Origin of the sequence: Deinococcus budaensis (assembly GCF_014201885.1) — a bacterium.
Lineage (GTDB): Bacteria > Deinococcota > Deinococci > Deinococcales > Deinococcaceae > Deinococcus > Deinococcus budaensis.
In genome coordinates, this window is the sequence record NZ_JACHFN010000001.1 from 542087 (window position 1) to 567342 (window position 25256).

The window sequence follows — 25256 nt, forward strand, 5'->3', positions numbered from 1 at the left end:
GGCCAGGGACGAATGCGCCCCGGCCCCCCTGCCATACTCTGTCATGCAAGACGCTCCCCGGACGGACGTGCTGGTGGTCGGCGGCGGCCCGGCGGGGCTGTACGCGGCCTTTTACGCAGGCTGGCGCGGATTGAGCGTGCGCGTGCTGGAGGCGCGGGGCGAGCTGGGCGGGCAACTCACGGCCCTCTACCCCGACAAGTTGGTCTACGACGCGCCGGGGTCGCCGCAGGTCCGGGCGGCCGAGCTGGTCCGGTCGCTGGAGGCGCAGCTCGCCCCGCTGGGGGTGGACCTGCGGCTGGGCGAGGTGGCCCGCACGCTGGAGCCGGACGAACAGGGGGGCTGGCGGGTCGGCACGGACCGGGCGGCCTACCCGGCGGGCGCGGTCATCCTGGCGGCCGGGCTGGGGGCGCTGCTGCCGCGTGAGGTGCGGGTGCCCGGCGCGCAGACGCACCCGGACGTGCGGGCCGACCTGCCCGACCCGGCCCACCTGACGGGTCGGCGGGTGCTGGTGGTGGGCGGGGTGCCGCAGGCGACGCGGGCTGCGCTGGACCTCGCCGGGGCGGGGGCGAGCGTGACCCTCACCCACCGCCGGGCGGGCTTCCGGGGCGATCCGGGGACGCTGGCGCGGCTGGAGGCCGAGCGGGAGGCGGGCCGGGTGCAGGTCCTCGCCCCTGCCGTGCTGGAGGCCCTGACGCCGACCGGGGCCACCCTGAGTGTGAGTGGGGAGACGCTCGACCTGCCCGCCGACACCGTGCTGGTCCTCAACGGCTACCTCCCCGACCTCTCCCCGCTGCTGGGCTGGCCGCTGGCCTGGGAGGGCGAGTACGTGCCGGACGGCCCCGGCGGGCAGACCGCGCTGCCGGGCGTGTACGTGGTGGGCGACCTCGCGGAGTCGGGCGGGGACTTCAAGCTGCTGTCGCTGGCCTTTGCGCAGGCGGCGCTGGCCGCCAACCACGCCGCGCACCACGTCCAGCCCGGGTTGAAGGTGAGGCCGGGCCACAGCAGCGAGCGGGGCGGCTACCCGGCTCCGGCACGGCCCGGGGGGGAGCGGCAACCCGGCTAGAATGCCGCTTATGGCTTTTCTGTCCGTGCTGCTGCTGGTCGTCGCGTTTGGGGTCGGAAGCCTGCCGCTGGGCCACTGGCTGCTGACCCGCCTGGGCGTCGACCCGCGCCTGAACAGCGCGTACAACCTGGGCGTGGAGAACGTGCTGCGCCGGGTCGGGCCGGGGCTGGCGGCGGCGAGCGCGGCGCTCGATTTCGGCAAGGGGTTGCTCGCGGTGCTGATGGCCTCGGCGCTGGGATCGCCCGAGCTGTGCGTGCTCGCGGCGCTGGCGGCGTACCTGGGGCACCTCAACCCGCCGCGCTTCCTGTACGGCGAGACGCCGCCGCGCGGGCGGGGCAATCTGGTGCTGCTGGGTGTGCTGGCGGGCCTGTCGGTGGCGGGCGGCCTGAGCCTGTGGCTCACCGTGACGCCGATCGTCGTCTACGCGGCGGTGCTGGGCTTCTGGGGCTATGCGAGCGCGGCGACGCTGGTGGGCCTGCTGGCGTTCGCGGCGCTGGTGGCCGTCTCGCCGCTGGGGGTTCCGGCCAAGCTGGGCGCCCTGGGGCTGCTGGTGGCCGCCGCGTGGCGCTTCAAGGAGAACCTGGGCCGCCTGCTGGACGGCACCGAGCCGCCCTCGCTGGGCGAGGTGCCGCTGGCGGGCAAACGGGACGATCAGGTCGTCGCCGCCTTCATGATCCACCCCATGAACCTGGAGAACTTCTGGTCGGCGCGGAGATTCGCCTGGATGAAGCCGCTGGTCGAGCGCGGCCTGCTCAGCGAGGCCAGCGTGCGCCACATGGCGGCCCAGGTGCGTCCCATGAAGGTGGGCGAGCTGCACGGCATCAAGACGGTGGGAGGCAAGGAAATTCGCTGCTACCTGCTGAGCAGCCCGCTGCTGCCCGACGTGTTCTCCTCGGACCCCGAGCTGGCGACCCGCCGCGCGATCGAGGGCGCCCGGCTGGCGCGCGAACTGGGCGCCGAGGTCTTCGGGCTGGGGGCCTTCTGGTCGGTGGTGGGCGGCAAGGGCGTGGACGTGCAGGCCGCCGTGCCCGAGATCACCATCACCAACGGCGGGGCGTACACCAGCGGCACCATCAAGGCGGCGATTCCCGGCATCCTGCGCCACTTCGGGGAAACGGGCCGCGACCTGCGGCAGGCAACCGCCGGAATCGTGGGGGCCAACGGGGTGGTTGCCTTCGGCATCGCGCGGACCATCGCCCCGCAGGTCGGCAAGGTCATCATGATCGGGCGCGACCTGGGGCGGTTGGAGCGCAGCGCCGCCACCCTGCGCCGCTCAGCGAAGGACACCGAGATCGTGACCACCACCAGCTACGACACGCTGAAGGAAGCCGACCTGATCTTCAGCGCGACCTCGGACCCCAACCCGGTGATCTTCCCCGAGCACGTGAAGCCCGGCACCTGGATCTTCGACGAGGGCCGCCCCGCCGACGCGCACGAGAGCGTGCTGGAGGTTCCTGGCGTGCGGCTGATTCCGGGCGGCGTGGTGCGGCCCCCCGGCGGCATGACCAGCAACATCGATCTGCAATTCGGGGAGGGCGCGGTGCCCGCCTGCCTGGCCGAGACGCTGATCATCGCCGCGACCGGCGAGCACCACCGCAAGAGCCTGGGGCCGCAGACGCTGACCGAGAACATCAACTTCTTCGTGGAGCAGGCCGAGCGGCTGGGCTTCACGGTGGTGGACTGAGCGTTGGTGGTGGCCTGAGCGCAGCAGGCCCCCACCCCGCCTGCCCCGGAAACCTTCACGGCCCGTCAGCAAACTTACCCTGCCGGGTCAGGCGGGCGCCCTATCCTGCCGGAACGATGTTTGCCGTCCCCAGGCCGCTGCGCCGCTTTCTGCTTCCCCTGCTGACCACCTGTGGCCTCGCCCTGAGCGGCGGCGCGGGGGCCGCCGAATTGCCGCTGGGCCTGGGCGGCGTGCTGCCTCCCGCGCCGCTGAACGCGGGCGCCCTGACCTGCGCCGCCCCCACCGACCCGCTGGACCTCGCCCTATGGCGGGTGACGACGGAGGGGGGCAGGCGGCCCGACCTGTCCTGCGCGAACGCCTTCGTGGGCTACCTGCGAACGCCGCGCACGTCCACCCAGCCGGACGCCTTTGACGTGACGGCCTCCCAGATTCGCCAGGCCCGCAGCGAGGTTTTGCTCGCCAGCATGGAATGGCAGGCGGGCGAGGGGCATCCCGGCTGGACCTTCGCGCAGGCGGTGCGCGACCTGTACGGCAAGGTCCGCGCGACCCCGGCGGCCTACCCGCAGGGCATGACGGTGCGGGTGTCGCTGGGCGGCTACCCCGACCTGAAACGCGACGACGGCGCGACCCAGCCGCTGGCCCTGGTGCGCGACCTGCGGCGGCTGGGCGTGCCGCTGAGCGATCCGGCGAACCGCTGGCAGCTCGCGGTGGCGAACTACCCCTATTTTCCGCACAGCCACGCCAAGCTGCACGTGATCGACGGGGTGGACCTGACCGTGGCGGGCTACAACTTCACCGACGTTCACCTGCCTGGGGTGGGCCAGCCCGAGCGCAACCTGCAAGACCTTGGCCTGCGGATGCGCGGTCCGGTCGCCCAGGACGGGGTGGCGGTGTTCGACGACCTGTGGCGGCTCTCGCGGCAGGTGGGTTGCCCGCCGGGCGTGACTGCGGACGACGTGGCCCGCCGCTGCCGCCTGACCGCCCCCGAGCCGCCGGTCCACCCGGCCTCCGCGCACCGGGTCCAGCCGTCGGGAACCGCTCGCGCCTTCCTGCTCTACCGCCGCCCCGGCTTCGATCAGGCCGACCGGGCGCACCTCGCGCTGCTGGGGCAGGCCCGCCGCGAGATCGACCTGATGCAGGTCAACTTCAGTCCGCGTCTGGAGTGCTGGCTGTCGTACCTCGACCCCGACGAGTGCCCGGTGGATCGCTGGCCGGTGTACATGCAGGCCGTGCTGCACGCGATGGAACGCGGCGTCAAGGTCCGGGTGCTGACCGTGGGCGACTGGATCGACCGGGTGTCCAACCGCAGCGGGATCGCCCTGCTGCGGCTTGAGGCGCGGCGCCGGGGAATCGAGGACCGCTTCGAGGCCCGCTACGTGACCCGCCGGATGCACACCAAGGCGCTGACGGTGGACGGGCGGATGGTGCTGGTGGGCAGCATGAACTTCCACTTCTCGGCCTGGGGACCGCTGGGGCTGAACGAGGCGGTGCTGGCGACCAGCGACCCGGCGGCGGTGGCGGGGCAGCAGGCGAGCTTCGCGGACATGTGGAACAACCACACCCGCGAGGCGCCCCCCGAGTGGTGGATGCGGAACGTGCAGGCTCCCCCCCGCTGAGAGGCGCTCCGGGACTTCCCGCACCCTCTCGCCCGCAGCCCCCGCCTACACTGGGGGCATGTCGGGGCCTTTTCATGGTTGAACGCATCCACCTTGCCAAGCCGCGCGGCTTTTGCGCGGGCGTGGTCATGGCGATCGGCGCGGTGGAAAAGGCCGCGCGGGCCGAGGACCGGCCGGTGACGGTCTACCACTCCATCGTCCACAACCACACGGTGGTCGAGCGGCTGCGCGGCGAACACGACGTGCATTTCGTGGAGAGCCTGGACGACATCACGGCGCTTCCGGCGGGCAGCGAGACGGTTGTGTTCAGCGCCCACGGCATCAGCCCGGCGGTGCGCGAGCGGGCGCGGACGCTGGGCCTCGCCACCATCGACGCGACCTGTCCGCTGGTGACCAAGGTCCACACCGAGGCCAAGAAGTACGCGCGCGAGGGCTACACCATCCTGTTGATCGGCGACAGCGCCCGGCACCAGGAGGTGATCGGCACGCGCGGCGAGGCGCCCGAGCACACCATCATCGTGGGCGTCCTCGGCAAGACGGGCGAGGGCCTGCACGACCCACACACCGTCGAGGTGCCCGACCCCGCGCGGGTGGTGGTCCTCACCCAGACCACCCTGAGCGTGGACGACACCCGGCGCACGGTGGACATCCTCAAGGCCCGCTTCCCGGCGCTGGTGGTGCCCCCCAGCGAGGACCTGTGCTACGCCACCAAGAACCGCCAGGACGCGGTCAAGGCCATCGCGCCGGGGGTGGACGCCTTTCTGGTGCTGACCAGCACCCATTCCAGCAACGGGATGCGCCTGTTGGAACTCGCGCGGGACCTGTGCGGGCGGGCCGAGCGGCTGGAGACGGACGCCGACCTGGCGGGCCTGGACCTGGGCGGCGTGAAGGCGCTGGGCATCACCAGCGCGGCGAGCACGCCTGACGACCTCGTGCAGCGGGTGGTCGCGCACTTCCGCGCGCTGAATCCCGCCCTGGAAGTGGTCGAGGAGGGCGAGTGGGAAAACATCGAGTTCCGCGAGCCGAGGAAAATCCTGCCGACCGAGAATCTGCCGCGCACCATGCAGTGAGGGGAACGGTCGAGGGCGGCTGAGCACGGAGGCGTAGAGGTCAGGACCTCCGGTGAGGGCTGGAGGATGCTGCCTCCCCCACGACTTCCATCCCTTCAAAAGAACGTCAGAGGGGCCTTTGCGGCGCAGCTTAGCGAGTCCACACCGTCCAACCCGCACGTCCTCTGCGCCTTCTGCCCCGCCGCCCTGGAAGTCCGGTCGGGAAGTGGCCCTGGAGAGCTGGGGAGAGTTCCGGAATCCGTAGCCTTCCTCACTCCACGCGCCGGGTCTACTCGTCTGCTGCGGGCACCGGAGACGGCGGACCGGCGGGCAGCCACCACGGCGCCACGATGGCCCGGCTGCGCGCCCACTCGAAAGCGAACATCTGCCTGTACTCGGTGATGGCCCCGGGATCGCTGGTGGCGAGCGTGTACTCGTTCAGACCCAGCGGTCCGAAGCCCGAATGGTGCAGGTTCTGGCTGCCCACCGTGAGCATCGCGCCGTCGATCAGGGCGGCCTTGGTGTGCAGGCCGCCCGCCGGGCCGTACCAGCGGGCCTGGACGTGCCCGGCCAGCCCCAGCGGGGCCAGTTCGGCGTGCAGCCCACGCAGCAGCCCCAGCGTCTCGGCCTGAAGCAGGGGGTCGTAATCGAGCAGCAGCCGCACGGTGACCCCGCGCTCGCGAACCGCCCCCACCACCGCCCGCCACACCGGCAACTGACGCTCCGGCGGGCACCCCGGCTCCTCGGCGAGGTCGCCCAGGCACCCCAACGTGCCGCTGATCTGCGACTGCATCAGGTCGATGCTTCTTTCCGAGGCGCCGAACAGCGCCGTGACCGCCTCGTCGGCGTCCGGATAGCTGCGCCGCCGGTAGAGGGGATAGACGTGGGCGCCTCCGGCGGCGGCCGCCGGGCCGGGCCACAGCAGCGGGTAGGGGTCGGTCGGCGCGCTGAAGGCGCAGTCGCGGCGCAGGGTCTGCGGGGTGGGCACGGCCCGGCAGCTCAGCCTGCGGCTCAGCTCCCAGCTGTCGCGGAAGGCGGCGGCCCCGTGGCGGGCAGCGGGGCCGCGCACCGCCAGCGCGAGGTCGGTCAGGTCCAGCCCGCCGGGGAGGCCTGCGGGCACGTGAAAGAAGCTGATGTTGTAGCCGCCCGCCAGCAGCGCCTCGCCGTCTTGCACGACCAGCTTGAGGTGGCTGTGCGGCAGCGCGTAGGCGTAGTTGGCGAGTTCGAGCCGCCAGCCGGGCACCGTGTCGCCCAGCAGCGGCACGCCCGCCGCCAGCAGGTGCCGCGCCGCCGCGTAGGCGCTGGCGGTGGGGTCGAGCAGCGCGTCGAGCCGGACGGTGTTGCCCAGCAGAATCCGCACGGTCAGGCCCGCCGGATAGCGGTCCGGGTGTTCGGCGAGGTCGCGGCGCAGCTCGGCGATCACCCGCGCGACCCCGGCGCCGGGGGCCTCTGGGCCGTCATCCCAGACCATGTTGGCGATCAGCAGCTCGCGCCTCGTCTGGCGCAGCCGGGCGTACAGCGCGCCGAAGCCTCCCTGGGCCTGGGAGGTGCGCGGCTGGGCGCCCCCCGCCGGGTCCGCCTGGAAAGGGTGCGCCTGGGGAAAGTGCAGCAGGCCGTCGATCCGGTTGCCGCAGCTCAGCGCCGCGCCCTCGCCCACCGTGCGGTCGTAGAGCAGGCGGTCCAGCGGCGCCTCCGGTGGCGGGCAGCGGTTGAGGCCCAGGCCGTCGAGCGCCGCGAGGTCGGGCGGGGGCAGCGCTCCCCTCACCACGGTCAGACCGCCGGGAAAGACCCGCCCCCGCGCCCCGGCGCCCGGCCACGGCCCCGCCAGCAGCACCAGCAGGGCGAGCAGCCACGCGAGAGGGCGGGAGGGCACGGCGGCGGACATTCCAGGCAGGATAGAGCCGCGCGGCCCTGTCTCCGGCGCGGGGAGGGCTGGCCCGGCCAGAGTCTGAAGGCGCCATGAGGGAGGCCCAGGCGGGCGGGGCGCGCCGGCCCAGACCTGCCGCCGCCGGGATGCTCTAGCCTGCGTCCATGAAGATCCTCAGCGTGAACGTGGGCCAGCCTACCGCCGTGCAGGTGGGGGGGCGCACGGTCGTGAGCGGCATCCGCAAGCATCCGGTGCCGGGCCGCGTGCGGGTGACGGCGGCGGGGCTGGACGGCGACCGGGTGATGAACCGCAAACACCACGGCGGCCCCGATCAGGCTGTCTACGTCTACACCCGCGAGGACTACGACCACTGGGCCGAGCTGCTGGGCCGCCCCCTGGAGCCGGGGACCTTCGGCGAGAACCTGCTGCTGAGCGGCCTGGAATCGGCGGAGGTCCAGGTCGGTGAGCGCTTCCGGGCCGGTTCCGTGCTGCTGGAGGTCACGGCCTGCCGGATTCCCTGCGGCACGCTGGGTGCCCGCCTGGGCGACGCGGGTTTCGTGAAGCGCTTCGCGGCCGCCCGCCGCCCCGGCTTCTACGCCCAGGTGTTGGAGGCGGGCGACCTGGGCCACGGCGACCCGGTCACCCGCGAGGCCGCCCCCGCCGGAGCGCCCCGCGTCGTGGACACCTTCGACCTGTGGTTCGGCCCCGCGCCCGCGCGGGAAGAGCTGGAGCGCTGGCTGGGCTACCCGCTGGGCGCGCGCCTGCGCCGGGGCGTGGAGGAGCTGTTGGACAGATGACGGCGCAGCAGCGCCAGGAAGAAAAGCGCCGCCTGCTGGCCGCCTACGACGCCCAGTTGCGTGAGGGGGCCGAGATGGCGTCGGCCACCAGTTACGACCGCGCCGGGCCGCTGTGGCGCGGGAAGTTCGGCGACCGGGGCTTCGTCTCCTACCGCTCCCTGGAGGGCTACACCGGACAGGCCCTGGATGCCCTGATCGCCCGAACGGTCAGCCATTACGCCGCCGACCCCCAGATCGCTTCCGCCGAATGGAAGACGCGGGGGCACGACGCACCGGCCGACCTCGCTGCCCGGCTCCAGGCGCACGGCTTCCAACCGGAGGAGGAGGAGACCGTCATGGCCGGTGAGGCCCGGCACCTCGTTCAGCCGCCCGGCTTGCCAGAAGGCGTCCGCGTGCGCCGCATCGACCATCTGCCCGACCCCTTTCCCGAAGTGGTCCGGGCGGCCGAGGCGCAGAGCCGGGCGTTCGGCTTCCCCTTTGGAGTCGAGGACTTTTTGCGGCGTCTGGACAAAAATCGCGGCCAGGTGGAGCTGTGGGTCGCCGAAACGGCCCAGGAGGTCGTCTGCGTGGGCCGCCTGGAAGTGGTGCCCGGCACGGAGTTCGCGGGCCTGTGGGGCGGGGGCACCCTCCCGGAGTGGCGCGGCAGAGGAATCTACCGGGCACTGACCGCCGCGCGGGCACAGGCGGCGCTGGACCGTGGGGTCCGGTATCTCTACAGCGACTGCACGGCGTATTCGCGGCCCATCCTGGAGCGCAGCGGTCTGCTGCCCATCACGACCACGACACCTTACGTCTGGACCCGTCCGTAGGACAGAACCCGGCGGAATCGAGCACCCGCCCACCCGCGAGGTTCAGGCCCGCAGACGGTCGCCGTATTCCTTGCGGAGCTTGGAAACCTTCGGGGCGATCACGGCCATGCAGTAGCCCTGGCGTGGGTTGCGGGCGTAGTAGTTCTGGTGGTAGGCCTCGGCGACGTGAAACTCGCTGGCCGGTTCGATGGTGGTCACGATGGGGCGGCCAAACACGTCCTGCGCCGTCAGGTCCGCGATCACCTCGCGCGTCTCCTGCTCCTGCCCGGGCGTCAGCGGAAAGACCGCCGAGCGGTACTGGGTGCCCACGTCGGCGCCCTGCCGGTTGAGGCTGGTGGGGTCGTGGGTGGCGAAAAACAGCGTCAGCAGGTCCTTGAAGCTCACCTGCGAGGGGTCGAAAGTCACCCGCACCGCCTCGGCGTGCCCGGTCCGGCCGCTGCACACGCTCTCGTAGTCGGGGGTGGGGGTCTGCCCCCCGATGTATCCGCTTTCCACCTTCAGCACACCGCGCACATCCTGCATCACGGCCTCGGTACACCAGAAGCACCCGCCTGCCAGGATCGCCTGCTGCCTCTGCTCGCCGCTCTGGGAAATCATGCCCGGATTCTGCCGCCTGCGGGGGCACGGCAGGGAGGGATCGGGCACGGTTGGGGCGGTGGCGGGAAAAGAACGGCCAGTGCCCACCTCCTCACCCCACCTCCTCACTGGGTCAGCAGCCGCGCCGCCACCAGCACCACGATCACCCCGTACATCACCTTCACGAAGCCGCTTCCGCGCAGCATCGCCATGCGGGCGCCCAGGGTGGCTCCCAGCGCGTTCGCCACGCCCATCGGCAGCCCGATCCACCAGACCATCTGGCCACCGATTAAAAAGAACAGGAAGGCGCCGAGGTTGGTGGCGAAATTGATGGTGCGGGCGTTGCCGCTGGCGCGGACCAGATTGAAGCCCACCAGCGCGAACAGGAACATCAAGAAGGTGCCGGTGCCGGGACCCAGGAAGCCGTCGTACATCCCGATGATGAGGGCGCCGGGGAGCGTCAGCGCCAGCGTGCGGGCGGTCAGGCCGGGGTAGCGGTCTTCCAGGCCGAAGCGCTTGTTCGCCAGCACCAGCGCGCCCACGCCCAGAATCACCACGCCGACCAGGGTGCGAAAGGCGTCGGGGTCCACGAAGCGCACCAGAAAGGCGCCCAGCGCGCTCCCGACCAGGGCCAGCGGAATCATCCTCAACACCAGCGCCCGGTCCACGTGCCCTTTGCGCCAGTACTGCACGGTCGCGCTGCCCGACCCGAAGATGGCGAGCAATTTGTTGGTGGCGACCGTCTGCGCGGGCGACAGGCCCATGAAAAAGAGCGTCGGCAGCGTGATGGTGCCGCCGCCCCCCGCCACCGCGTCGATGAACCCGGCGAGAAAGGCGAGGGGGAGGCCGTAGAGGAGCACTTCGGGGCCGGGCACGGGGGGCAGTATAGGAGCCGTCAGCAGGCCGGGAGCTGGTGCTCAGGCTCCGTGCCTGCTGAAAGCTGAAGGATGACGGCTGACCGCTTTCCTACTCCTGATCCTTCCCGAGGTCGCTGCCGCGCCGGGTGGCCGCCACGACCGCGCCCATCAGCGCCCCGCGCACGCCCGCCGCCTCCAGCACCTCCAGTCCGGCGATGGTGGTGCCGCCGGGGCTGGAGACCTCGTCCTTGAGCAGGCCGGGGTGCGCCCGCTGCTGGAGGAGTTCGCCGCTGGCGACGAGCAGCTTGGCGGCGAGTTCGTTGGCCAGGGCGCGCGGCAGCCCCATGCGGACGCCCCCGTCGGCCAGCGCCTCGGCGACCACGGCGGCGTAGGCGGGTCCCGAGGCGCTCATGCCGGTAAAGGCATTGAAGAGGTGCTCGGGGAGGTCGTACACGTCGCCCACCGCGCCGAACAGCGAGTGCGCGAAGGCCAGGTCGCCCGCCAGTTCCGCCTCGCGCGGGGCCGTGATCGCGGTCTGGCTGCGCCCGATGGTGGCGGCGAGGTTGGGCATCACCCGCACCACGCGCTTGGTGCCCAGGCGGCGGCCCAGGGTGGCGGTGCTGACGCCCGCCATGGTGCTGATGTACCCGGCATTCTCCTGCGCCAGCCCCTCGCTGATGCCCGGAAACACGCGCGGCTGCACGCTGACCAGGATGCGCTCGGCGTATCTGAGGTCGGACTCGCCGATCAGGTGGGCGCCGGTGCGCGAGGCGAGGGCGGCCACGCGGGCGGCATTGGCGTCGAGCAGGCCGATGTCCCCTGCGGGCATCACACCGCGCGCCAGGACACCCTCCAGCAGAGCGAGGCCGAGTTTTCCGACGCCGACGATGGCGAGTCTCATGGGGGAGAGTGTAGCGGGCGGGTGGGCCGTGGCTCGCCTGGAGAGGAGCCGGGAAGCGGCCCCAGGCCCTAGACTCTCCCCCATGCTCGTGTACCACCTGCCCGGCACCCTGGAAACCCGCGAACACGACCTCGACCTGCTGTGGGAGGCGGGCGCGACCGGCCTGGAGGAACGCGCGGGCGTGATCCGCGCCTATTTCGAGGCGCGGACCGAGCTGCCCGCTGCCCTGGCGGACGGCGAGTGGCGCGAGGAGGCCGACCAGGACTGGCAGGCCGAGTTCCGGCGCACGCTGCGCCCGGTGGTCGCGGGCCGGATCACCATCGTCGCGCCGTGGCAGCGGGAGGAGGTGACGGCCGGGCAGACCCCGCTGGTGATCGAGCCGGGCATGGCCTTCGGGACCGGCCACCACGCGACCACCCGGCTGGCGGTGGAGGCGCTCTCGGAATTGGGGCTGGAGGCGCTGGGGCCAGGCGGGCAGGGCGCGCGGGTGCTCGACGTGGGCACCGGCAGCGGCGTGCTCGCCATCGCGGCGGCGCTGCTGGGTGCCCGCTTCGCCTTCGGGGTGGACATCGACCCCATCACCATCCCGATCGCCCGCGAGAACGCGGAGATCAACGGGGTTCCGGCGGGCCGGGTGCGCTTCGAGGAGGGCACGCTGGGGCTGGGCCAAGTGGGTGAGGGGCAGGACGCGCTGACCTTTCCTGAGGAGGGCGTGGACGCCTACGACGTCCTCGTCGCCAACCTCTACGCCGAGCTGCACGACCTGCTGGCCGGGGACTACGCCGAGCATCTGGTGCCCGGCGGGGTGCTGGTGCTCACCGGCATCTTGACCGTCAAGCTGCCCCTGGTGCGCGCGGCGCTGGCGCGGGAGGGGTTCGGGGACGTGCAGGAGACCGTTGACGGCGAGTGGGCGCGCGTGACGGCCCGCGCGCCGCGCTGAGGGCCGGACGGTGGCTCCTCACCGGGTCCGGGTGGACGCGCTGGCGCCCGAGATGACCCTCGGCCCCCGCGAGGCGCGGCACCTGCATGTGCTGAGGCTGCGGGCGGGCGACTCGCTGCGGGTGTTCGACGGGCAGGGGGCGGAAGCGGAGGCGACCCTGACCGCGCTGGACGAGGCGCGGGCGCTGCTGACGCTGGGCGAGGCGCTGATGGGCACCGCCGAAACCCCGCAGCCCGTCACGCTGGCGGTCGCGCTGCTCAAGGGCGACAAGCTCGCGGACGTGGTGCGCGCGGCCACCGAACTCGGCGCGGCGCGTATTCAGCTGCTCGTGACCCGCCACGCCGACGCCCGCGAGATCGGGGAGCAAAAGCTCTCGCGCCTGCGCCGGATCGCCCAGGAGGCCAGCAAGCAGTCGCGCCGGGCCGTCACGCCGGAGGTGCTCGCGCCGCTGCCGCTGGCCGAGTGGCGCTGGGAGGGCCAACTGTTCGTCGCGCAGCCGGGCAGCCGGGAGCGGCTGACCGAGCACCTGAGCTGGCAGGCCCCCGTGACGGTGCTCAGCGGCCCGGAGGGAGGCCTCTCGGACCCCGAGGTCGCGGCGCTCACGGCGCGGGGAGCGGTCGCGGTCACGCTGGGGCCGCGCATCCTGCGGGCGGAGACGGCCCCGCTGGCGCTGCTGGGGGCCATCGTGGCGACCGGGGTCTAGCGGTCCACCGCGCCCGGCGCTCACCCGGCCTTCTTACAATGCGGGCATGGTCCGGCCCTCCCCCACCCTGCGCCCGCTGCTGCTGGCGGGCCTGCTGCTGCCCCTGCTGGTGGGCTGCCGCTACACCTATCTCCCGCTGATTCCGGCGCCCGCCGAGGTCGCGCTGCCCACCCGCGTGACGAGCGCGGCCCTGACCCGCGAGGGCGGCGCCCTGGTGCTGCGGGCGCGGGTGGAGGGCCGCTTCGAGCCGGGCTACCTCAGCGTGGCGTGGTTCGACAGCGGGCGCGAGCTGGGGCGCGACAGCGTGTACCTCGACGCGGCGCAGCGCGAGGCGACCTTCCGGCTGGAGGCGCCGGAGGCGGGGGCCTACCGCGCGGTGCTGGCCTTCGGGGGCAACGTGCTGCGGCAGGTCGAGCTGTACGAGGTCGAGCCGTGACGGGCGCGGAGATGACGGGCGTGGTGGAGTGGACGCGCGGCACCGTGGAGCGCTTCGTCTGGCGCGGCAGCAGGGCGGAGGGCGAGGTCCTCCCCTACCGTCAGGAACCCTGGGCCGCCCCGGTGAACTACGGCTGCCTGCCGGGCACCCGCAACCCCGCCGACGGCAGCGAGGTGGACGCCGTGTGGCTGGGGGAGGCGCTGGCGGTGGGTACCCACGTTCGCGCCGTTCCCGCCGGGCTGCTGCGGCTGACCGACGGCGACCACAAGGTGATCTTCGGTGATCTGGAGGAACACCACGGGGGCGACCTGCTCGCCTTGCTGGCGTGGTTCGCCCCCGAGCGCGGCGCGGAACTGCTCGGCCCGCAGGAGGCGGCAGCTTGGCTCGCGTCGCTGGACAACACGGAAGACAGGGCGCCGGACCGCTGAGCGGGCCAGCGCCTGTGCGCTGCGGGTCCCTGTCTTTCCTCCCCTACCGCTCGGCCGGGGCCGACTCGCGCGCGCGGTAGAGCTTGGCGGGGCGCCCACCCTGACCGTACTGGTGGTCCAGGCTGGCGCGGCCCGTCCGGACGAGGTGTTCAAGGTAGCGCCAGGCCGTGACCCTCGAGAGCTGCGCGCGGTCCCCGACCTCCTCGGCGCTGAGGGCGGCAGCGGCAGCGTCCAGCACGCCTGCCACCCGTTCGAGGGTATGCGGATCGATGCCGCGCGGCAGCGGTTCGGGCGCCCCCCCGCTGACCCCCAGCAGGCGGTCGAGCTGCGACTGGCCGAGTGGGCCGCGCCCCCCCGCGAGCGGCGTGCGGCGGGCGCGGTGCCGGGCGACCACTTCGGCCAGCCGGGCGCCGGTAAAGGGCTTGATCAGGTAGTCGAAGGCCCCCTGCGCCAGCGCGGTGCGGACGCTGGCCTCGTCGTCGGCGGCGGTGATCAGCGCCACGTCGGTCGTGCGGCCCTGCGCGCGCCAGTGCCGCAGCAGCCCCAGGCCGCTTCCGTCAGGCAGATGCACGTCGAGCAGGATCAGGTCAGGCTCCAGGGCCTGCGCCAACGCGTCCGCCTGCGCGAGCGTGGCGGCGCTGCCCACCACATGCACGCCCTCGTCACGTTCCAGCAGGTCGCGGTTGACCCGCGCGACCCGCAGGTCGTCCTCGACCAGCAGCACCCGCACGCGGCTCATGTCTGCTCCGCCAGGGGGGCTGGCGCGGGGATCGTCCGGGCGGGCGGCGGCAGGTTCACCTGAAAGACGGTGCGCTCTCCCCGCCGCGTGCACCTCACCTCGCCGCCCAGGGCCAGCACGCGGGCGTGGACCCCCGCCAGGCCGTAGCCCCGGCCCTCGCCCTTGCTGCTCGCGCCGCGCGTGAACAGCCGGGCGGCGACTTCGGGGGCCACGCCGGGGCCGCTGTCCTCCACCTCGATCTGGGCGCCGTCGGGGTCCTCCCCGATCAAGACGGTCACGCGGCCGGGCCGCCCGCCCAGCGCCTCGAAGGCGTTCTCGGTGAGGTTGCCCACCGCCGTGACCAGCGTGTCGGCGTGCCGCTCCCAGGCGGGCGACAGGCTGCTTTCCGCCGCCACCTCGAACGCGATGCCGAGTTCCTGCGCCCGCTCGCGCTTTCCGGCCAGCAGCGCGACCAGCCGGGGCACCTGCACGCCCCGCAGCAGCCCCCGGAACTGCGCCCCCTGCTCGATCTCCGCGCTGAGCACCCGCAGCGCCTCTTCCGGGCGGCCCAGTTGCAGCAGGCCGGAGAGGACGTGCAGGCGGTTTTGGTACTCGTGCGTCTGCGCGCGCAGCACGTCCACGAAGCCGCGCGCGTGGGTGAGTTCGTCGGCCAGCGCCAGCGCCTCGGCCCGGTCGCGGAAGCTGGCGACAAAGCCCCCGCCCTCCAGCGGTTCGACATTGACCAGCACCGGCTGTCCGCGCAGCATCAGTTCCACGTTCTGCTGGCGCGCCGCCTCACCCGCCGCGAGGTGCAGGGCGAGTTCGGGCCACGCGGCGGCCAGGGGCGTGGGCAACCGGGGAGCCGCCAGCGCCTCGGCGGCGCGGTCGCTGGCAAGGGTCATCAGGCCGCCCGCGTCCACCGCGATCACGCCCTCGCGCAGCGCGGCGAGCACCGCCCGCTGCTGGCCCACCAGCGCCGTGATCTGCTCGGGTTCGAGGTTCAGGATCTGGGCGCGCAGCTGCCGCGCCGCCCACACGGCGCCCGCCGTGCCCAGCCCCAGCGCCAGCAGGAACCAGGGCGCCAGACTCAGCAGCGCCTGCCCGACCAGGTGCCAGACCTGCGGCAGCAGGTAGCCGGTGCTCACCACCCCGACCACCTGCCCGCCTGCCCACACCGGCACCTTGCCGCGCACGCTCCGGCCCAGGCTGCCGCGCGCCACGCTCACGACCTCGCGGCCCGCCAGCGGTTCCCCGTTGTCCCCGCCCTCCATGGGCTGCCCCAGCCGCGAGGCGACCGGGTGCGCCAGCCGGATGCCCCGGCGGTTGCCCACCACGATGAAGTCGGCCTCCGCCGCCGCGCGCAGCGTTTCGACCTCGGCATTCAGGGCCGGATTCTGCCGCCCGGCCTCCGCGCCCCGCACCACCGCCGGCAGCCGGGCCACCAGGCGGCTGGCGGTCAGCGCCCGCTCGCCCAGCCGCTCGCGCGCCTGCCCGTACAGGTGCGCCGTTTGCACTCCCGCCAGCAGCAGCGTCATGGCGCACAGCACCAGCAGATGCAGCCGCACCAACCTCCCCTGCAACCCTGGACGGGAATGCCGCCGGGCAGGGGCCAGCCAGGAGCGGGCGAGAAAGGTCATAGCCGTGTCCCCCGCATTCTAGGCCGGGACCGGGCGGCCCTCTCCCCTTGCGTGCATTGCGTTCACGGTCGTGCATTCCGGTCACGAAAAAAGGCGTGTGGCACGCTGGAAAACCTTGCGCGGGCCAGCAACGGGGAGTACCGTGAAGAGGCTCTTACAGCTCAGAAATGTGCGCGGCGGCCGCGACGGACCCGCACTCCCCGGAGGACCCATGAAACAAGTGCTGTCGTTGGCCCTGCTGCTCTCCCTCGCTCCCCTGACTGTTGCCCAGAACCTTTCGGGGCTGCGGATCATGGCCCCGGCCAGCCCCGGCGGCGGCTGGGACCAGACCTCGCGCGCCATCCAGACGGTGCTGCAAAGCGAGGGCATCGTGCGGCCCGTGCAGGTCTACAACGTGCCGGGCGCAGGCGGCACCATCGGCCTGGCGCAGCTGTACAACGCCCGGGGCGAGGACAAGCTGCTGATGACCATGGGTCTGGTGATGGTCGGCGCGGTGCAGACCAACGCCAGCAAGGTGGACCTCTCGCGCGTCACGCCCATCGCCCGGCTGACCGGCGAGTACGAGGTCGTGGTCGTGCCTGCCGCCAGCCCCTACAAGACCATGAAGGACCTGACGGCGGCCTGGAAAGCCAACCCCGGCGGGGTCGCCTTCGCGGGCGGCAGCGCGGGCGGCACCGACCACATGCTGGTGGGGCTGCTGGCGCAGGCGGCGGGCGTGGACCCCAGGAAGATGAACTACGTGCCCTTCAGCGGCGGCGGCGAGACGCTGGCGGCCCTGCTGGGCAACCAAGTCGCGGCGGGCGTGGCCGGGTACGGCGAGTTCGAGGCGCAGATCAAGGCGGGCAAACTGCGGCTGCTGGGCATCTCCTCGGCGAGGCGCCAGCCCGGCATCGCTGCGCCCACCTTCAAGGAGCAGGGCCTGAACGTGGAACTCGCCAACTGGCGCGGCATCGTGGCGCCTCCCGGCATCAGCGCGAGCGAAAAGGCCGCCCTGGTCGCCGCGATGGACAAGTTGCACGCCAGCAAGGAATGGAAGGACACCCTCAAGACCCGCAACTGGACCGACCTGTACCTCAGCGGCAGCCGGTTCGACGTGTTCCTCAAGTTGGAGCAGAGCCGCACGCGGGCGATCCTGAAAGACATCGGCCTCGTCAAGTAGGCCCGGAGCGGTGGGGCGGCGCAGGAAGGCCGCCCCGCTTCTGTTTGTTCGTCTTCCCCGCAAGGAGTTCTGCCATGCCTGCTGATCCATCTCTTTCCTCCTCTCCAGCTCCAGCCCAGCAGCGCGGCGTCAGTCTGCCCGACCTGCTCGTCGCGCTGGGCGTCACCTCGCTGGGCGCGGCGCTGCTCCTGGGCAGCTTCCAGATTCCCTTCGGCATCAACGCGGTGGTCGGCCCCCGCGTCTTCCCGCTGATCGTGGGGGGCGGCCTGACCGCACTGGGGGCGCTGCTCACCCTGGGCGTGCTGCGCGGCGACCGGGCCGAACCCGCCGCCGAGGAGGACGCCGACCCGGACGCGCCTGTCAACCTCGCGGCGCCGGGCGTGATCCTGGGCGGCTTTTTGCTGGGCGCCCTGTTGCTGCCCAGCCTGGGCTTCGTGCTGGGCACCGCGATCATGTACGTCAGCGTGGCCTTCGCGCTGGGCGAGCGGCGCTGGGGGCTGCTGCTGGGCGTGGCCCTGGGGCTGGCCGTCCTCACCTACGAGGTCTTCACGCGCGGGCTGGGCCTGACCCTGCCGCCGGGCGTCTTGAGAGGCGTGCTCTAGATGGAGGCCCTGACCGCCCTGTTCGTGGGCTTCGAGACGGCCCTCACGCCCCTGAACCTGCTGTGGGCACTCGTCGGTGTGACGCTGGGTACGCTGGTGGGCGTGCTGCCCGGCATCGGCCCGGCGCTGACGGTCGCGCTGCTGCTACCGGTCACGGCGCAACTGCCGCCCGTGAGCGCTTTCATCATGTTCGCGGGCATCTACTACGGCGGGATGTTCGGCGGCTCGACCACCTCTATCCTGCTGAACACCCCCGGCGAGTCGAGTTCGATCATCACCGCGCTGGAGGGCAACAAGATGGCCCGCCGGGGCCGCGCCTCAGCCGCGCTGGCGACCGCCGCCATCGGCTCCTTTGTGGCGGGGACGCTGGGCACGCTGCTCTTGACCTTCGCCGCGCCCGCCCTGGCCGACCTCGCGGTGCAGATCACCCCGGCGGCCAAGTTCGCGCTGATCTTGCTCGCCTTTGTCACGGTCAGCGCGACGTTCGGCGGCAGTCCGCTGCGGGGGCTGATCAGCCTCTTTTTCGGCCTCGGGATCGGGCTGATCGGCACCGACCTCCAGAGCGGGCAGGCGCGTTTCACCCTGGGCCGCCCCGAACTGCTCGACGGGATCGAGTTCGTGACGGTGGTGATCGGCCTCTTTGCCATCGGAGAGACGCTGTACGTGGCGAGCCGCTACCGCAAGGGGGCCGCCGACGTGATCCCGCTGGCGGAGGGCGCCCACATGAACCGCGCGGACTGGCGCCGCAGCTGGAAGCCCTGGCTGCGCGGCACGGCGCTGGGTTTTCCCTTCGGCGCCATTCCGGCGGGCGGCGCGGAGGTGCCGACCTTCCTGAGTTACAGCCTGGAACGGCGCCTGACCCGGCACCCGGAGGAGTTCGGCAAGGGCGCCATCGAGGGCGTCGCCGGGCCGGAGGCGGCCAACAACGCGGCGGCCGCCGGGGTGCTGGTGCCGCTGCTCACGCTGGGGCTGCCCACCAGCGCGACCGCCGCGATCCTGCTCGCCGCCTTCCAGGGCTACGGGCTGCAACCCGGCCCGCTGCTCTTCGTCACCAGCCCCGAGCTGGTCTGGGGCCTGATCGCCTCGCTCTATATCGGGAACGTGATGCTGCTGGCGCTGAACCTGCCGCTGGCGCCGGTGTGGGCGCGGTTGCTGCGGATCCCGCGCCCCTTCCTGTACGCGGGCATCCTGGTCTTCTCGACCGTCGGCGTGTACTCGCTGAACAACAGCGTCTTCGACCTGCTGCTGCTCGCCCTGTTTGGGGTGATCGGCTACGGGATGCGCCGCTTCGCCTTCCCGGTCACGCCCGCGATCATCGGCGTGGTGCTGGGGCCGACCGCCGAGGCGCAGTTCCGCACGGCCCTGCAACAGAGCAACGGGGATTTCAGCATCTTCGCCCGGCAGCCGCTGACGGCCTTCCTGCTGGTGCTGGTGGCGCTGGCGTTGATCGTGCCCGCCGTGCTCAAGGCCCGCGCCGCCCGTCCGCACGCCTGACCCTCAATCCAGAAAAGGCCGCTCCCCGCCATCTACGCGGGGAGCGGCCTTTTCTGGAGTTCTGCTTACTGCGCTTTGGCTTCGAGGTAGCGCCGGGCCACCTCGTCCCAGTTCACCACGTTCCAGAAGGCCTTGAGGTAGTCGGGGCGCTTGTTCTGGTAGTTGAGGTAGTAGGCGTGTTCCCACACGTCCACACCCAGGATCGGCGTACCGCTGACCCCGGCGACGCTCTCGCCCATCAGCGGGTTGTCCTGGTTGGCGGTCGAGACGACCGCGAGCTGTCCGCCCTGCACGACCAGCCAGGCCCAGCCCGACCCGAAGCGGGTCTTGGCGGCGTCCTCGAACTTCTCCTTGAAGGCGTCGAGCGAGCCGAAGGCTTCGTTGATCGCCTGCGCGAGTTCGCCGCTCGGCCCATTGTTCCCGCTCTGGCCGCCGCGCATCACGGTCCAGAAGAGGCTGTGGTTGGCGTGGCCGCCCGCGTTGTTGCGCAGCGCGTTCTTCTTGTCGGCAGGCACCCGGTCGAGCTGCGCGATGAGCTGCTCGGCGGGCAGGTCCGCCATCTCGCTGCCTTCGAGCGCCTTGTTCGCGTTGTCGATGTAGGTCTGGTGGTGCTTGGTGTGGTGAATCTCCATCGTGCGCCCGTCAATGTGGGGTTCGAGGGCGTCGTAGGCGTAGGGCAGGGGGGGCAGTTGGTAAGCCATGTGTGGTGCTCCTTTCGGGCCGGTTCACCCGCGTCCCCGGCAGCCAGCCCACCGGGGACCGGGACGCGGCAGTGAGCTTCAGCTTACCCGTCCCTGATGGGACGCAGGCGGCCAGTGCGGCTTTAGGGAACGTTGAGAGGAGGGGGCCTGGACCGAAAATGCGGCCCCTCCCCCCCGGGAAAGAGCCGCTCCTGAAACGGAGAGGTCAGCGGACGCGGCTCAAGCCCTCGCGCGCCAGGACGAAACTGGGGCTGAGTTTCAAGGCGCGCTCGTAGTTGTCGCGGGCCTTGAGGCGGTCGGGGGCCACGGTTCCGGCGCCGCGCTCGTAGCTGAGGCCCAGGTAGTAGGCGTACTCGGCGGTGGTGCTGCCCAGCGCGGCGGCGCGCGTCAGGTTCTCGCGGGCCGCCCTGAGGTCGCCGCCGTCGAGGTCGAGGCGCCCCAGGTAGTAGTAGAACTCGGGGTAGCGCAGCGGTTCGAGCCGCACCGCCTGCGCGAGCTGGGTGCGGGCGGTCGCCGCGTCCTTGGAGAGGTAGCTCACCACGCCGTACTGGCCGACCGCGTAGGCGTTGCCGGGCGCCAGACGCGCGGCCTGGGCGGCTTCGGGCTTGGCGGCGGCGGTGTTGCCGCTCAGCGCGAGCAGCTTGGCGTAGTACGCGCGGTTGTAGGCGTCGCGGGGGTCGGCGATCACGGCCTGCTGAAGGCTGCTGAGGGCCGCCACCAGGTTGCCGGTCGCGTAGTAGATGTCCCCCAGGTTAAAGAGGATCAGCCCGTTTTCGGGGTTCAGGGCGCTGGCCTGCCGGAAAGCCTCGATGGCCCGCGCCGCGTCGCCCTGAAGGCGGTACACGTTGCCGCGCTCGTTGAAGACCTTGCTGAGGTTGAGGTTGCGCTCACCCTCGGGGCTGGCCTGGGCGATGGCCTCGGCCTGGGTCAGGACCCGCAGCGCTTCGGTGAGGTTGGGGGTCACGCTGGCCCGGTCGCTGGCCCCCACGAACTGCTGCTGGTAGGCCTGCGCCAGCGCGAGGTGGCCGCTGAGGTTGCGGGCGTCCTGGGTGGTCAGGCGGCGCAGCGTCTCGATGGCCGGGGCGTAAAGCCGCAGCTTGACCTGCGAGCGGCCCAGGCCCAGCAGGGCGTCGCTGTTCTTGCCGTCGATCTCGGCGGCGGCGCGAAACGCCACATACGCCTGATCGAACTTGCCGTCGCCGTAGTAGAAGTTGCCCAACGCCACGTAGTTGGCGGCGGGACGGGGGATGGCCGGAGGTGGGGTGGTGGGAACGGCGGCGGGCGCGGCAGGCTGAGCGGTGGCGGGCGCCGCTGGCGGCGTCTGCGTCTGCGCGGCGGCGCCGGTCAGGATGGCGGCCGCGAGCAGCAGGCCGAGGGTACGTCGATTCACTCAGAAACCTCCGGGGTGAGGCTAACACCGCGCAGGAGGGGGCGCAAGCCGAGGTCAGGCGCAAAGCCGGTCACGCGCCCAGCATAGGCGGCGGCCCCAGAAGCGGGGTGAAGTCCGTGTGAGAGCGCAAAAACAGCTCGGCGGGTTGGGAAGGCGGGCATCGGGGTCAGGGTAGCCGGGAGGCTTGACCGCCTTCTGACGCGCCGCTGCGCCGGGCCTCACCGGAGCGCTGCCGGGCACCCCTGCTGGGACGTGTTCCCGGCGGCTCTAGACTCCGGGGCATGACCTCCCCTTCTCCCCCACCGCGCCGCCTGGGCCTGACCGGCAGCATCGGCGCGGGCAAAAGCACGGTGGCCGGGCTGCTGCGCGCGCGCGGGCTGACGGTGCTCGACGCCGACGCCGAGGCGCGCGAGGTGACCCGCGATCCGGCAGTGCTGGCCGAGATCGAGGCGGCCTTTCCCGGCGTGGTGCAGGGGGGCGAACTCGACCGCGCGGCCCTGGCGGCAGCGGCTTTCGGAGACCCGGCGCGGCTGGCCGTCCTGAACGCGATCACCCACCCGCGCGTGCGGGCGCGGATGCTCGCGCACGAGCAGGCGGCGGCCGGGCGCGGCGAGGCCTGGGTGGTTCAGGACGTGCCCCTGCTGTTCGAGGGCGGCCTGGACCGCGTGATGGACGCCGTGCTGGTCGTGGACGCGCCGCTGGACGTGCGGGTGGGCCGCGTCATGGCCCGCTCCGGCCTGAGCGAGGAGGAAGTGCGCGCCAGGGACGCCCAGCAGCTGCCCGCCGGGGAGAAGCGCAGGCGCGCGGCCTTCGTGCTAGACAATGGCGGGAGCCTGGACGCCCTGGAAGCGCAGGTGGACGCGGCCCTGACGGCGCTGGGCATTCAGCTTCCAACGGCCAGCAACCAGCAAGAGAAAAGCCCCAGCAAAAGCTGAGGCTTTGTCGCAAAACCTTGCCTTACGCTCCGGCCACCTCGGGCGCGCTGCTGGCGGCTGACTGCTGGCGGCTGGCCAGTGCCGCTGCCACGAAGCCCGCGAAGGGCGGGCTGGGGCGCATCGGGCGGCTCTTGAACTCGGGGTGGGCCTGCAAGGCCACGAAGAAGGGGTGGCCGGGAATCTCGATGCTCTCGACCAGCCCCGCGCCGCGCCCCTCCACGCCGGGCGTCACGCCGCTGATCACCAGACCTGCCTCCTGAAGCTGCCCCACGTAGGCGGGGTTGACCTCGTAGCGGTGGCGATGACGTTCGCGCACGGTGCCTCCCTGCGGCACGCCGTACAACTCGGCAATTCGGGTTCCGGCCCGCAGGTCCATCGGCCAGTCGCCCAGGCGCATGGTGCCGCCCATCCCGGCGACCTCCAGCTGCTCGGGCATCAGGTCGATGACCTTGTGCGGCGCGTAGGGGTCGAACTCGGCCGAGTTGGCCCCTTCCAGCCCGGCCCGGTGGCGGGCGTACTCGATCACCGCGATCTGCATCCCCAGGCAGATGCCCAGGTACGGTACCCCGCGCGTGCGGGCGTACTCGGCGGCCCTAATCTTGCCCTCGATGCCCCGGATGCCGAAGCCGCCCGGCACCAGGATGCCGTCGGCGCCCCCCAGTTGCGCTTCGAGGTCTCCCTCTTCCCCCTCGCCCCCCGCCAGCTCCTCGGCGTTCACCCACTTGATGTTCACCCGGGCGTCGTTGGCGATGCCGGCGTGGGTCAGCGATTCGAGCAGGCTGAGGTAGGCGTCGGGCATCTCGGTGTACTTGCCCGCCAGCGCGATGGTGACCTCGTGGCGCGGCTGCTTGATGGTCCGCACCGCGTTTTGCCACACGCCCAGGTTGGGGTGGGTGCGCTCCAGAGCGAGCAGGTCCTCGACCGCCTTGCCCAGCCCCTGCTCCTCCAGTGCCAGCGGCACCTCGTAGACGTGCGAGACGTCGTAGGAGGAAAAGACCCGGTTCTCGCGTACCGAGGTGAACAGCGCGATCTTGCGGGTGATCTCGGGCGGCAGCTTTTCCTTGGAGCGCACCATCACGATGTCGGGGCTGATGCCCACGCTTCTGAGGGTGGCGACCGAGTGCTGGGTGGGCTTGGTCTTGAACTCGTTGGAGGTGCCCAGGTACGGCACCAGCGTGAGGTGCAGGAACAGCACGTTCTCGTCGCCCTCGTCGAAGCGGAACTGCCGGATCGCTTCGAGGAAGGGCAGCGACTCGATGTCGCCCACCGTGCCGCCCACCTCGATCAGGACGATCTCCGCGCCCGCGTTCTCGCCCGCCGCGCGGATGCGGCGCTTGATCTCGTCGGTGACGTGCGGAATGACCTGCACCGTCTGCGACAGGTAGTCCCCGGCCCGCTCCTTGCGGATGACCTCCAGGTACACCTGCCCGGTCGTGATGTTGCTGCCCGCCGGAATGTCGAGGTCGAGGAAGCGCTCGTAGTTGCCGATGTCGAGGTCGGTCTCGGCGCCCGAGGCGGTCACGAAGACCTCGCCGTGCTCGTAGGGGCGCATGGTCCCCGCGTCGATGTTGATGTAGGGGTCGATCTTGACCGCCGTGACCTTGTACCCGCGCGCCCGCAGCAGCGCCCCCAGGGACGCACTTGCCACGCCCTTGCCGAGGCTGCTGACCACGCCGCCCGTCACGAAGATGTATTTCATGCTTGACCGCGAGCGCCTGACCCCACACGAGGGGCCAAAAAGAAAAGCCGGGGCGCTCGGCCTCCGGGATTAGAGGATAGCACGGGGGCAGGTACGCTGGCCCTGATGGCCTCCCACGACCTCACGCTCGCCGCCTTTCCGGAGATCTTCGAGCCTGACGGGTCACTCGTGGACCTGTACGTGCCGAACACGTCACTGGAAGACTGGCAACGGCTTCTGGACGAGCTTCGGACCGGGTTCCTGCCCTACGAGTACAGGGACTTCGAGCTGGGCGACGAGCGCAGGCCCCTTCCCCTGCGGACCGAGGATATTTTCAGCCGTAGCGATGAGGCGTCCCGCTGCCTGCTCACGCTCGATTCGGACGGCCTCAAGCTCAACTGTCACTTCTTCATCCCGGAAGAAATCGAGCTTGACCTCCACCCTCAGGACATCCACAGCGCGGAGCTGGCGACCAGACTGACCCACTTCGTCGTGCGAATCTCAGCCTTGTTGAGCAAGCCTGTGCTGGTGTGCTCGGAGAATATGCGCGAGCGCCCCTGCTTCATCGCCAGCTCGGGCGGCATCACCCGGACATGCTGACTCTCCCGCAACCTCAGCTCAGTTGCAGCAGGGCCGCCAGCTTCCCCCCAGCCTCCTCCAGCACCGCTTCCGGCACGGCCATCACGAACTCGGCCCGCCGCGCCCGCCAGTCCAGGCTGCGCGCATGATCTCTGAGGACGACGCCGCGCACCGCTCCTCCTTCCAGCAGGGCCACCTCAAAGGGGTAGCCCTTGATCCGGCTGATAACGGGCGCGGCGATCATCAGCCCGGTCAGGCCGTTGTAGCTCGCGGGCGTCAGGACCAGCGCCGGGCGCCGTCCCCCCTGCTCGTGCCCGGCGTGGGGCGTGAAGGTCAGCCAGACCAGATGCCCGCGTTCTGGGACATAGGTCGGCTCGCCTACCACTCCTCCTGTCCCTGGGCTTCGCCCCAGTCGGTCTCCCCGTGAAGCTGCCCCGGCCGGATGCCTGCCAGCAACTCATCCAACTGGTAGCGGGCAGGACGCAGAGGGGTGATGACGATCTGGCCTCCCTCCACGCGCATTTCCACCGCCGTACGCTGCCCCAGCCCAGCCTCTTCGGCGATTCCCCGGGGAATCCGCAGCGCCAGGCTGTTGCCCCACTTCTGAATCTGTCCCTTCATGGCGCCTCCCCGTATC

General features: G+C 71.8%; 26 protein-coding genes. 15 read left to right on the forward strand and 11 right to left on the reverse strand.

Annotated elements, in window-relative coordinates:
• Positions 1-43: 43 nt before the first annotated feature.
• The 4 genes from HNQ09_RS02600 (at position 44) to ispH (ending at position 5433) form a co-directional block, all read left to right on the forward strand.
• Entirely contained in the window at positions 44-1063 is a 1020-nt protein-coding gene (locus HNQ09_RS02600) for an NAD(P)/FAD-dependent oxidoreductase (protein WP_184024985.1), read from the forward strand.
• Positions 1064-1073: 10 nt separating this feature from the next.
• Complete coding sequence (locus HNQ09_RS02605; RefSeq protein WP_184024988.1) at positions 1074-2747, forward strand: glycerol-3-phosphate acyltransferase; 1674 nt, start codon at positions 1074-1076, stop codon at positions 2745-2747.
• Between the two features lie 116 nt (positions 2748-2863).
• Entirely contained in the window at positions 2864-4363 is a 1500-nt protein-coding gene (locus HNQ09_RS02610) for a phospholipase D-like domain-containing protein (RefSeq protein ID WP_184024991.1), read from the forward strand.
• A gap of 74 nt (positions 4364-4437) precedes the next feature.
• Positions 4438-5433, forward strand: coding sequence for a 4-hydroxy-3-methylbut-2-enyl diphosphate reductase (ispH, locus tag HNQ09_RS02615; protein WP_184024994.1), 996 nt, complete (start codon positions 4438-4440; stop codon positions 5431-5433).
• A gap of 268 nt (positions 5434-5701) precedes the next feature.
• Here the strand turns inward: ispH and HNQ09_RS02620 are convergent, their stop codons facing one another.
• Complete coding sequence (locus tag HNQ09_RS02620) at positions 5702-7297, reverse strand: phospholipase D-like domain-containing protein (protein WP_184024997.1); 1596 nt, start codon at positions 7295-7297, stop codon at positions 5702-5704.
• A gap of 146 nt (positions 7298-7443) precedes the next feature.
• Here HNQ09_RS02620 and HNQ09_RS02625 point away from each other — a divergent pair, with 146 nt between their 5' ends.
• Positions 7444-8076, forward strand: coding sequence for an MOSC domain-containing protein (locus HNQ09_RS02625; RefSeq protein WP_184025000.1), 633 nt, complete (start codon positions 7444-7446; stop codon positions 8074-8076).
• Positions 8073-8885, forward strand: a complete 813-nt coding sequence (locus HNQ09_RS02630; RefSeq protein WP_184025002.1) for a GNAT family N-acetyltransferase — start codon at positions 8073-8075, stop codon at positions 8883-8885. Before HNQ09_RS02625 ends, HNQ09_RS02630 begins: the two co-directional genes overlap by 4 nt.
• A 42-nt stretch (positions 8886-8927) precedes the next feature.
• Here the strand turns inward: HNQ09_RS02630 and msrA are convergent, their stop codons facing one another.
• The 3 genes from msrA to proC all read right to left on the reverse strand — a co-directional run bounded on the left by msrA (position 8928) and on the right by proC (position 11219).
• Entirely contained in the window at positions 8928-9482 is a 555-nt protein-coding gene (gene msrA, locus HNQ09_RS02635) for a peptide-methionine (S)-S-oxide reductase MsrA (protein ID WP_184025008.1), read from the reverse strand.
• Between the two features lie 104 nt (positions 9483-9586).
• Positions 9587-10336 (reverse strand): TSUP family transporter, encoded by a 750-nt coding sequence (locus HNQ09_RS02640; RefSeq protein WP_184025010.1) that lies wholly within the window; start codon positions 10334-10336, stop codon positions 9587-9589.
• A 91-nt stretch (positions 10337-10427) separates the two neighbouring features.
• A complete protein-coding gene (gene proC, locus HNQ09_RS02645) occupies positions 10428-11219 on the reverse strand; it encodes a pyrroline-5-carboxylate reductase (RefSeq protein WP_184025012.1) in 792 nt (263 codons plus the stop codon).
• Between the two features lie 82 nt (positions 11220-11301).
• Between proC and HNQ09_RS02650 the strand changes: the two genes are divergently transcribed.
• Genes HNQ09_RS02650 through HNQ09_RS02665 form a run of 4 tightly spaced genes read left to right on the forward strand, consistent with a single transcriptional unit; the run spans position 11302 to position 13726 of the window.
• Positions 11302-12159 carry a 50S ribosomal protein L11 methyltransferase gene (locus HNQ09_RS02650; protein ID WP_184025014.1) on the forward strand — a complete coding sequence of 286 codons (858 nt, stop codon included), beginning with the start codon at positions 11302-11304 and terminating at the stop codon, positions 12157-12159.
• A gap of 10 nt (positions 12160-12169) precedes the next feature.
• Positions 12170-12862, forward strand: a complete 693-nt coding sequence (locus HNQ09_RS02655) for a 16S rRNA (uracil(1498)-N(3))-methyltransferase (RefSeq protein ID WP_184025016.1) — start codon at positions 12170-12172, stop codon at positions 12860-12862.
• Positions 12863-12908: 46 nt separating this feature from the next.
• Positions 12909-13298: a hypothetical protein gene (locus HNQ09_RS02660; protein WP_184025018.1), complete on the forward strand. Its 390-nt coding sequence runs from the start codon at positions 12909-12911 to the stop codon at positions 13296-13298.
• 11 nt (positions 13299-13309) lie between these two features.
• Positions 13310-13726 carry an inorganic diphosphatase gene (locus HNQ09_RS02665; protein ID WP_184025210.1) on the forward strand — a complete coding sequence of 139 codons (417 nt, stop codon included), beginning with the start codon at positions 13310-13312 and terminating at the stop codon, positions 13724-13726.
• A 43-nt stretch (positions 13727-13769) separates the two neighbouring features.
• Here HNQ09_RS02665 and HNQ09_RS02670 read toward each other — a convergent pair whose 3' ends face one another.
• The gene (locus HNQ09_RS02670; protein ID WP_184025020.1) at positions 13770-14465 is read right to left on the reverse strand and encodes a response regulator; all 696 of its coding nucleotides are present in this window, start codon (positions 14463-14465) and stop codon (positions 13770-13772) included.
• Positions 14462-16081 carry an ATP-binding protein gene (locus tag HNQ09_RS02675; protein WP_184025022.1) on the reverse strand — a complete coding sequence of 540 codons (1620 nt, stop codon included), beginning with the start codon at positions 16079-16081 and terminating at the stop codon, positions 14462-14464. Before HNQ09_RS02675 ends, HNQ09_RS02670 begins: the two co-directional genes overlap by 4 nt.
• Before the next feature lie 211 nt (positions 16082-16292).
• Between HNQ09_RS02675 and HNQ09_RS02680 the strand changes: the two genes are divergently transcribed.
• From HNQ09_RS02680 to HNQ09_RS02690, 3 genes are all read left to right on the forward strand, one after another.
• Positions 16293-17240 carry a Bug family tripartite tricarboxylate transporter substrate binding protein gene (locus HNQ09_RS02680; RefSeq protein ID WP_184025024.1) on the forward strand — a complete coding sequence of 316 codons (948 nt, stop codon included), beginning with the start codon at positions 16293-16295 and terminating at the stop codon, positions 17238-17240.
• A gap of 74 nt (positions 17241-17314) precedes the next feature.
• On the forward strand, positions 17315-17842 hold the full coding sequence (locus HNQ09_RS02685; RefSeq protein WP_184025026.1) for a tripartite tricarboxylate transporter TctB family protein: 528 nt from the start codon (positions 17315-17317) through the stop codon (positions 17840-17842).
• Positions 17843-19336, forward strand: coding sequence for a tripartite tricarboxylate transporter permease (locus HNQ09_RS02690; protein WP_184025028.1), 1494 nt, complete (start codon positions 17843-17845; stop codon positions 19334-19336).
• A 65-nt stretch (positions 19337-19401) separates the two neighbouring features.
• Here HNQ09_RS02690 and sodA read toward each other — a convergent pair whose 3' ends face one another.
• Positions 19402-20037, reverse strand: a complete 636-nt coding sequence (gene sodA / locus HNQ09_RS02695) for a superoxide dismutase [Mn] (protein ID WP_184025031.1) — start codon at positions 20035-20037, stop codon at positions 19402-19404.
• A 205-nt stretch (positions 20038-20242) separates the two neighbouring features.
• Complete coding sequence (locus tag HNQ09_RS02700; protein ID WP_184025033.1) at positions 20243-21427, reverse strand: tetratricopeptide repeat protein; 1185 nt, start codon at positions 21425-21427, stop codon at positions 20243-20245.
• 281 nt (positions 21428-21708) lie between these two features.
• On the opposite strand from HNQ09_RS02700, the gene coaE reads away from it, so the two are divergent.
• Positions 21709-22362 carry a dephospho-CoA kinase gene (coaE, locus tag HNQ09_RS02705; RefSeq protein ID WP_184025035.1) on the forward strand — a complete coding sequence of 218 codons (654 nt, stop codon included), beginning with the start codon at positions 21709-21711 and terminating at the stop codon, positions 22360-22362.
• Positions 22363-22384: 22 nt separating this feature from the next.
• Here the strand turns inward: coaE and pyrG are convergent, their stop codons facing one another.
• The gene (gene pyrG / locus HNQ09_RS02710; protein ID WP_184025037.1) at positions 22385-24061 is read right to left on the reverse strand and encodes a CTP synthase; all 1677 of its coding nucleotides are present in this window, start codon (positions 24059-24061) and stop codon (positions 22385-22387) included.
• A gap of 105 nt (positions 24062-24166) precedes the next feature.
• On the opposite strand from pyrG, the gene HNQ09_RS02715 reads away from it, so the two are divergent.
• Positions 24167-24640 (forward strand): hypothetical protein, encoded by a 474-nt coding sequence (locus tag HNQ09_RS02715; RefSeq protein ID WP_184025039.1) that lies wholly within the window; start codon positions 24167-24169, stop codon positions 24638-24640.
• 13 nt (positions 24641-24653) lie between these two features.
• Here HNQ09_RS02715 and HNQ09_RS02720 read toward each other — a convergent pair whose 3' ends face one another.
• Complete coding sequence (locus tag HNQ09_RS02720) at positions 24654-25004, reverse strand: type II toxin-antitoxin system PemK/MazF family toxin (protein WP_184025041.1); 351 nt, start codon at positions 25002-25004, stop codon at positions 24654-24656.
• Positions 24998-25240, reverse strand: coding sequence for an AbrB/MazE/SpoVT family DNA-binding domain-containing protein (locus tag HNQ09_RS02725; RefSeq protein WP_184025043.1), 243 nt, complete (start codon positions 25238-25240; stop codon positions 24998-25000). The genes HNQ09_RS02720 and HNQ09_RS02725 overlap by 7 nt, the downstream gene beginning before the upstream one ends.
• Positions 25241-25256: the final 16 nt, after the last annotated feature.

Coding starts and splice junctions, on each gene's coding strand:
- HNQ09_RS02670 (WP_184025020.1), bottom strand. CDS start 14,465: ATGAGCCGCGTGCGGGTGCTGCTGGTCGAGGACGACCTGCGGGTCGCG.
- HNQ09_RS02625 (WP_184025000.1), top strand. CDS start 7,444: ATGAAGATCCTCAGCGTGAACGTGGGCCAGCCTACCGCCGTGCAGGTG.
- msrA (WP_184025008.1), bottom strand. CDS start 9,482: ATGATTTCCCAGAGCGGCGAGCAGAGGCAGCAGGCGATCCTGGCAGGC.
- proC (WP_184025012.1), bottom strand. CDS start 11,219: ATGAGACTCGCCATCGTCGGCGTCGGAAAACTCGGCCTCGCTCTGCTG.
- HNQ09_RS02680 (WP_184025024.1), top strand. CDS start 16,293: ATGAAACAAGTGCTGTCGTTGGCCCTGCTGCTCTCCCTCGCTCCCCTG.
- HNQ09_RS02675 (WP_184025022.1), bottom strand. CDS start 16,081: ATGACCTTTCTCGCCCGCTCCTGGCTGGCCCCTGCCCGGCGGCATTCC.
- HNQ09_RS02725 (WP_184025043.1), bottom strand. CDS start 25,240: ATGAAGGGACAGATTCAGAAGTGGGGCAACAGCCTGGCGCTGCGGATT.
- HNQ09_RS02620 (WP_184024997.1), bottom strand. CDS start 7,297: ATGTCCGCCGCCGTGCCCTCCCGCCCTCTCGCGTGGCTGCTCGCCCTG.
- HNQ09_RS02610 (WP_184024991.1), top strand. CDS start 2,864: ATGTTTGCCGTCCCCAGGCCGCTGCGCCGCTTTCTGCTTCCCCTGCTG.
- HNQ09_RS02715 (WP_184025039.1), top strand. CDS start 24,167: ATGGCCTCCCACGACCTCACGCTCGCCGCCTTTCCGGAGATCTTCGAG.
- HNQ09_RS02600 (WP_184024985.1), top strand. CDS start 44: ATGCAAGACGCTCCCCGGACGGACGTGCTGGTGGTCGGCGGCGGCCCG.
- ispH (WP_184024994.1), top strand. CDS start 4,438: ATGGTTGAACGCATCCACCTTGCCAAGCCGCGCGGCTTTTGCGCGGGC.
- HNQ09_RS02665 (WP_184025210.1), top strand. CDS start 13,310: ATGACGGGCGTGGTGGAGTGGACGCGCGGCACCGTGGAGCGCTTCGTC.
- HNQ09_RS02630 (WP_184025002.1), top strand. CDS start 8,073: ATGACGGCGCAGCAGCGCCAGGAAGAAAAGCGCCGCCTGCTGGCCGCC.
- coaE (WP_184025035.1), top strand. CDS start 21,709: ATGACCTCCCCTTCTCCCCCACCGCGCCGCCTGGGCCTGACCGGCAGC.
- pyrG (WP_184025037.1), bottom strand. CDS start 24,061: ATGAAATACATCTTCGTGACGGGCGGCGTGGTCAGCAGCCTCGGCAAG.
- HNQ09_RS02605 (WP_184024988.1), top strand. CDS start 1,074: ATGGCTTTTCTGTCCGTGCTGCTGCTGGTCGTCGCGTTTGGGGTCGGA.
- HNQ09_RS02650 (WP_184025014.1), top strand. CDS start 11,302: ATGCTCGTGTACCACCTGCCCGGCACCCTGGAAACCCGCGAACACGAC.
- HNQ09_RS02690 (WP_184025028.1), top strand. CDS start 17,843: ATGGAGGCCCTGACCGCCCTGTTCGTGGGCTTCGAGACGGCCCTCACG.
- HNQ09_RS02685 (WP_184025026.1), top strand. CDS start 17,315: ATGCCTGCTGATCCATCTCTTTCCTCCTCTCCAGCTCCAGCCCAGCAG.
- sodA (WP_184025031.1), bottom strand. CDS start 20,037: ATGGCTTACCAACTGCCCCCCCTGCCCTACGCCTACGACGCCCTCGAA.
- HNQ09_RS02660 (WP_184025018.1), top strand. CDS start 12,909: ATGGTCCGGCCCTCCCCCACCCTGCGCCCGCTGCTGCTGGCGGGCCTG.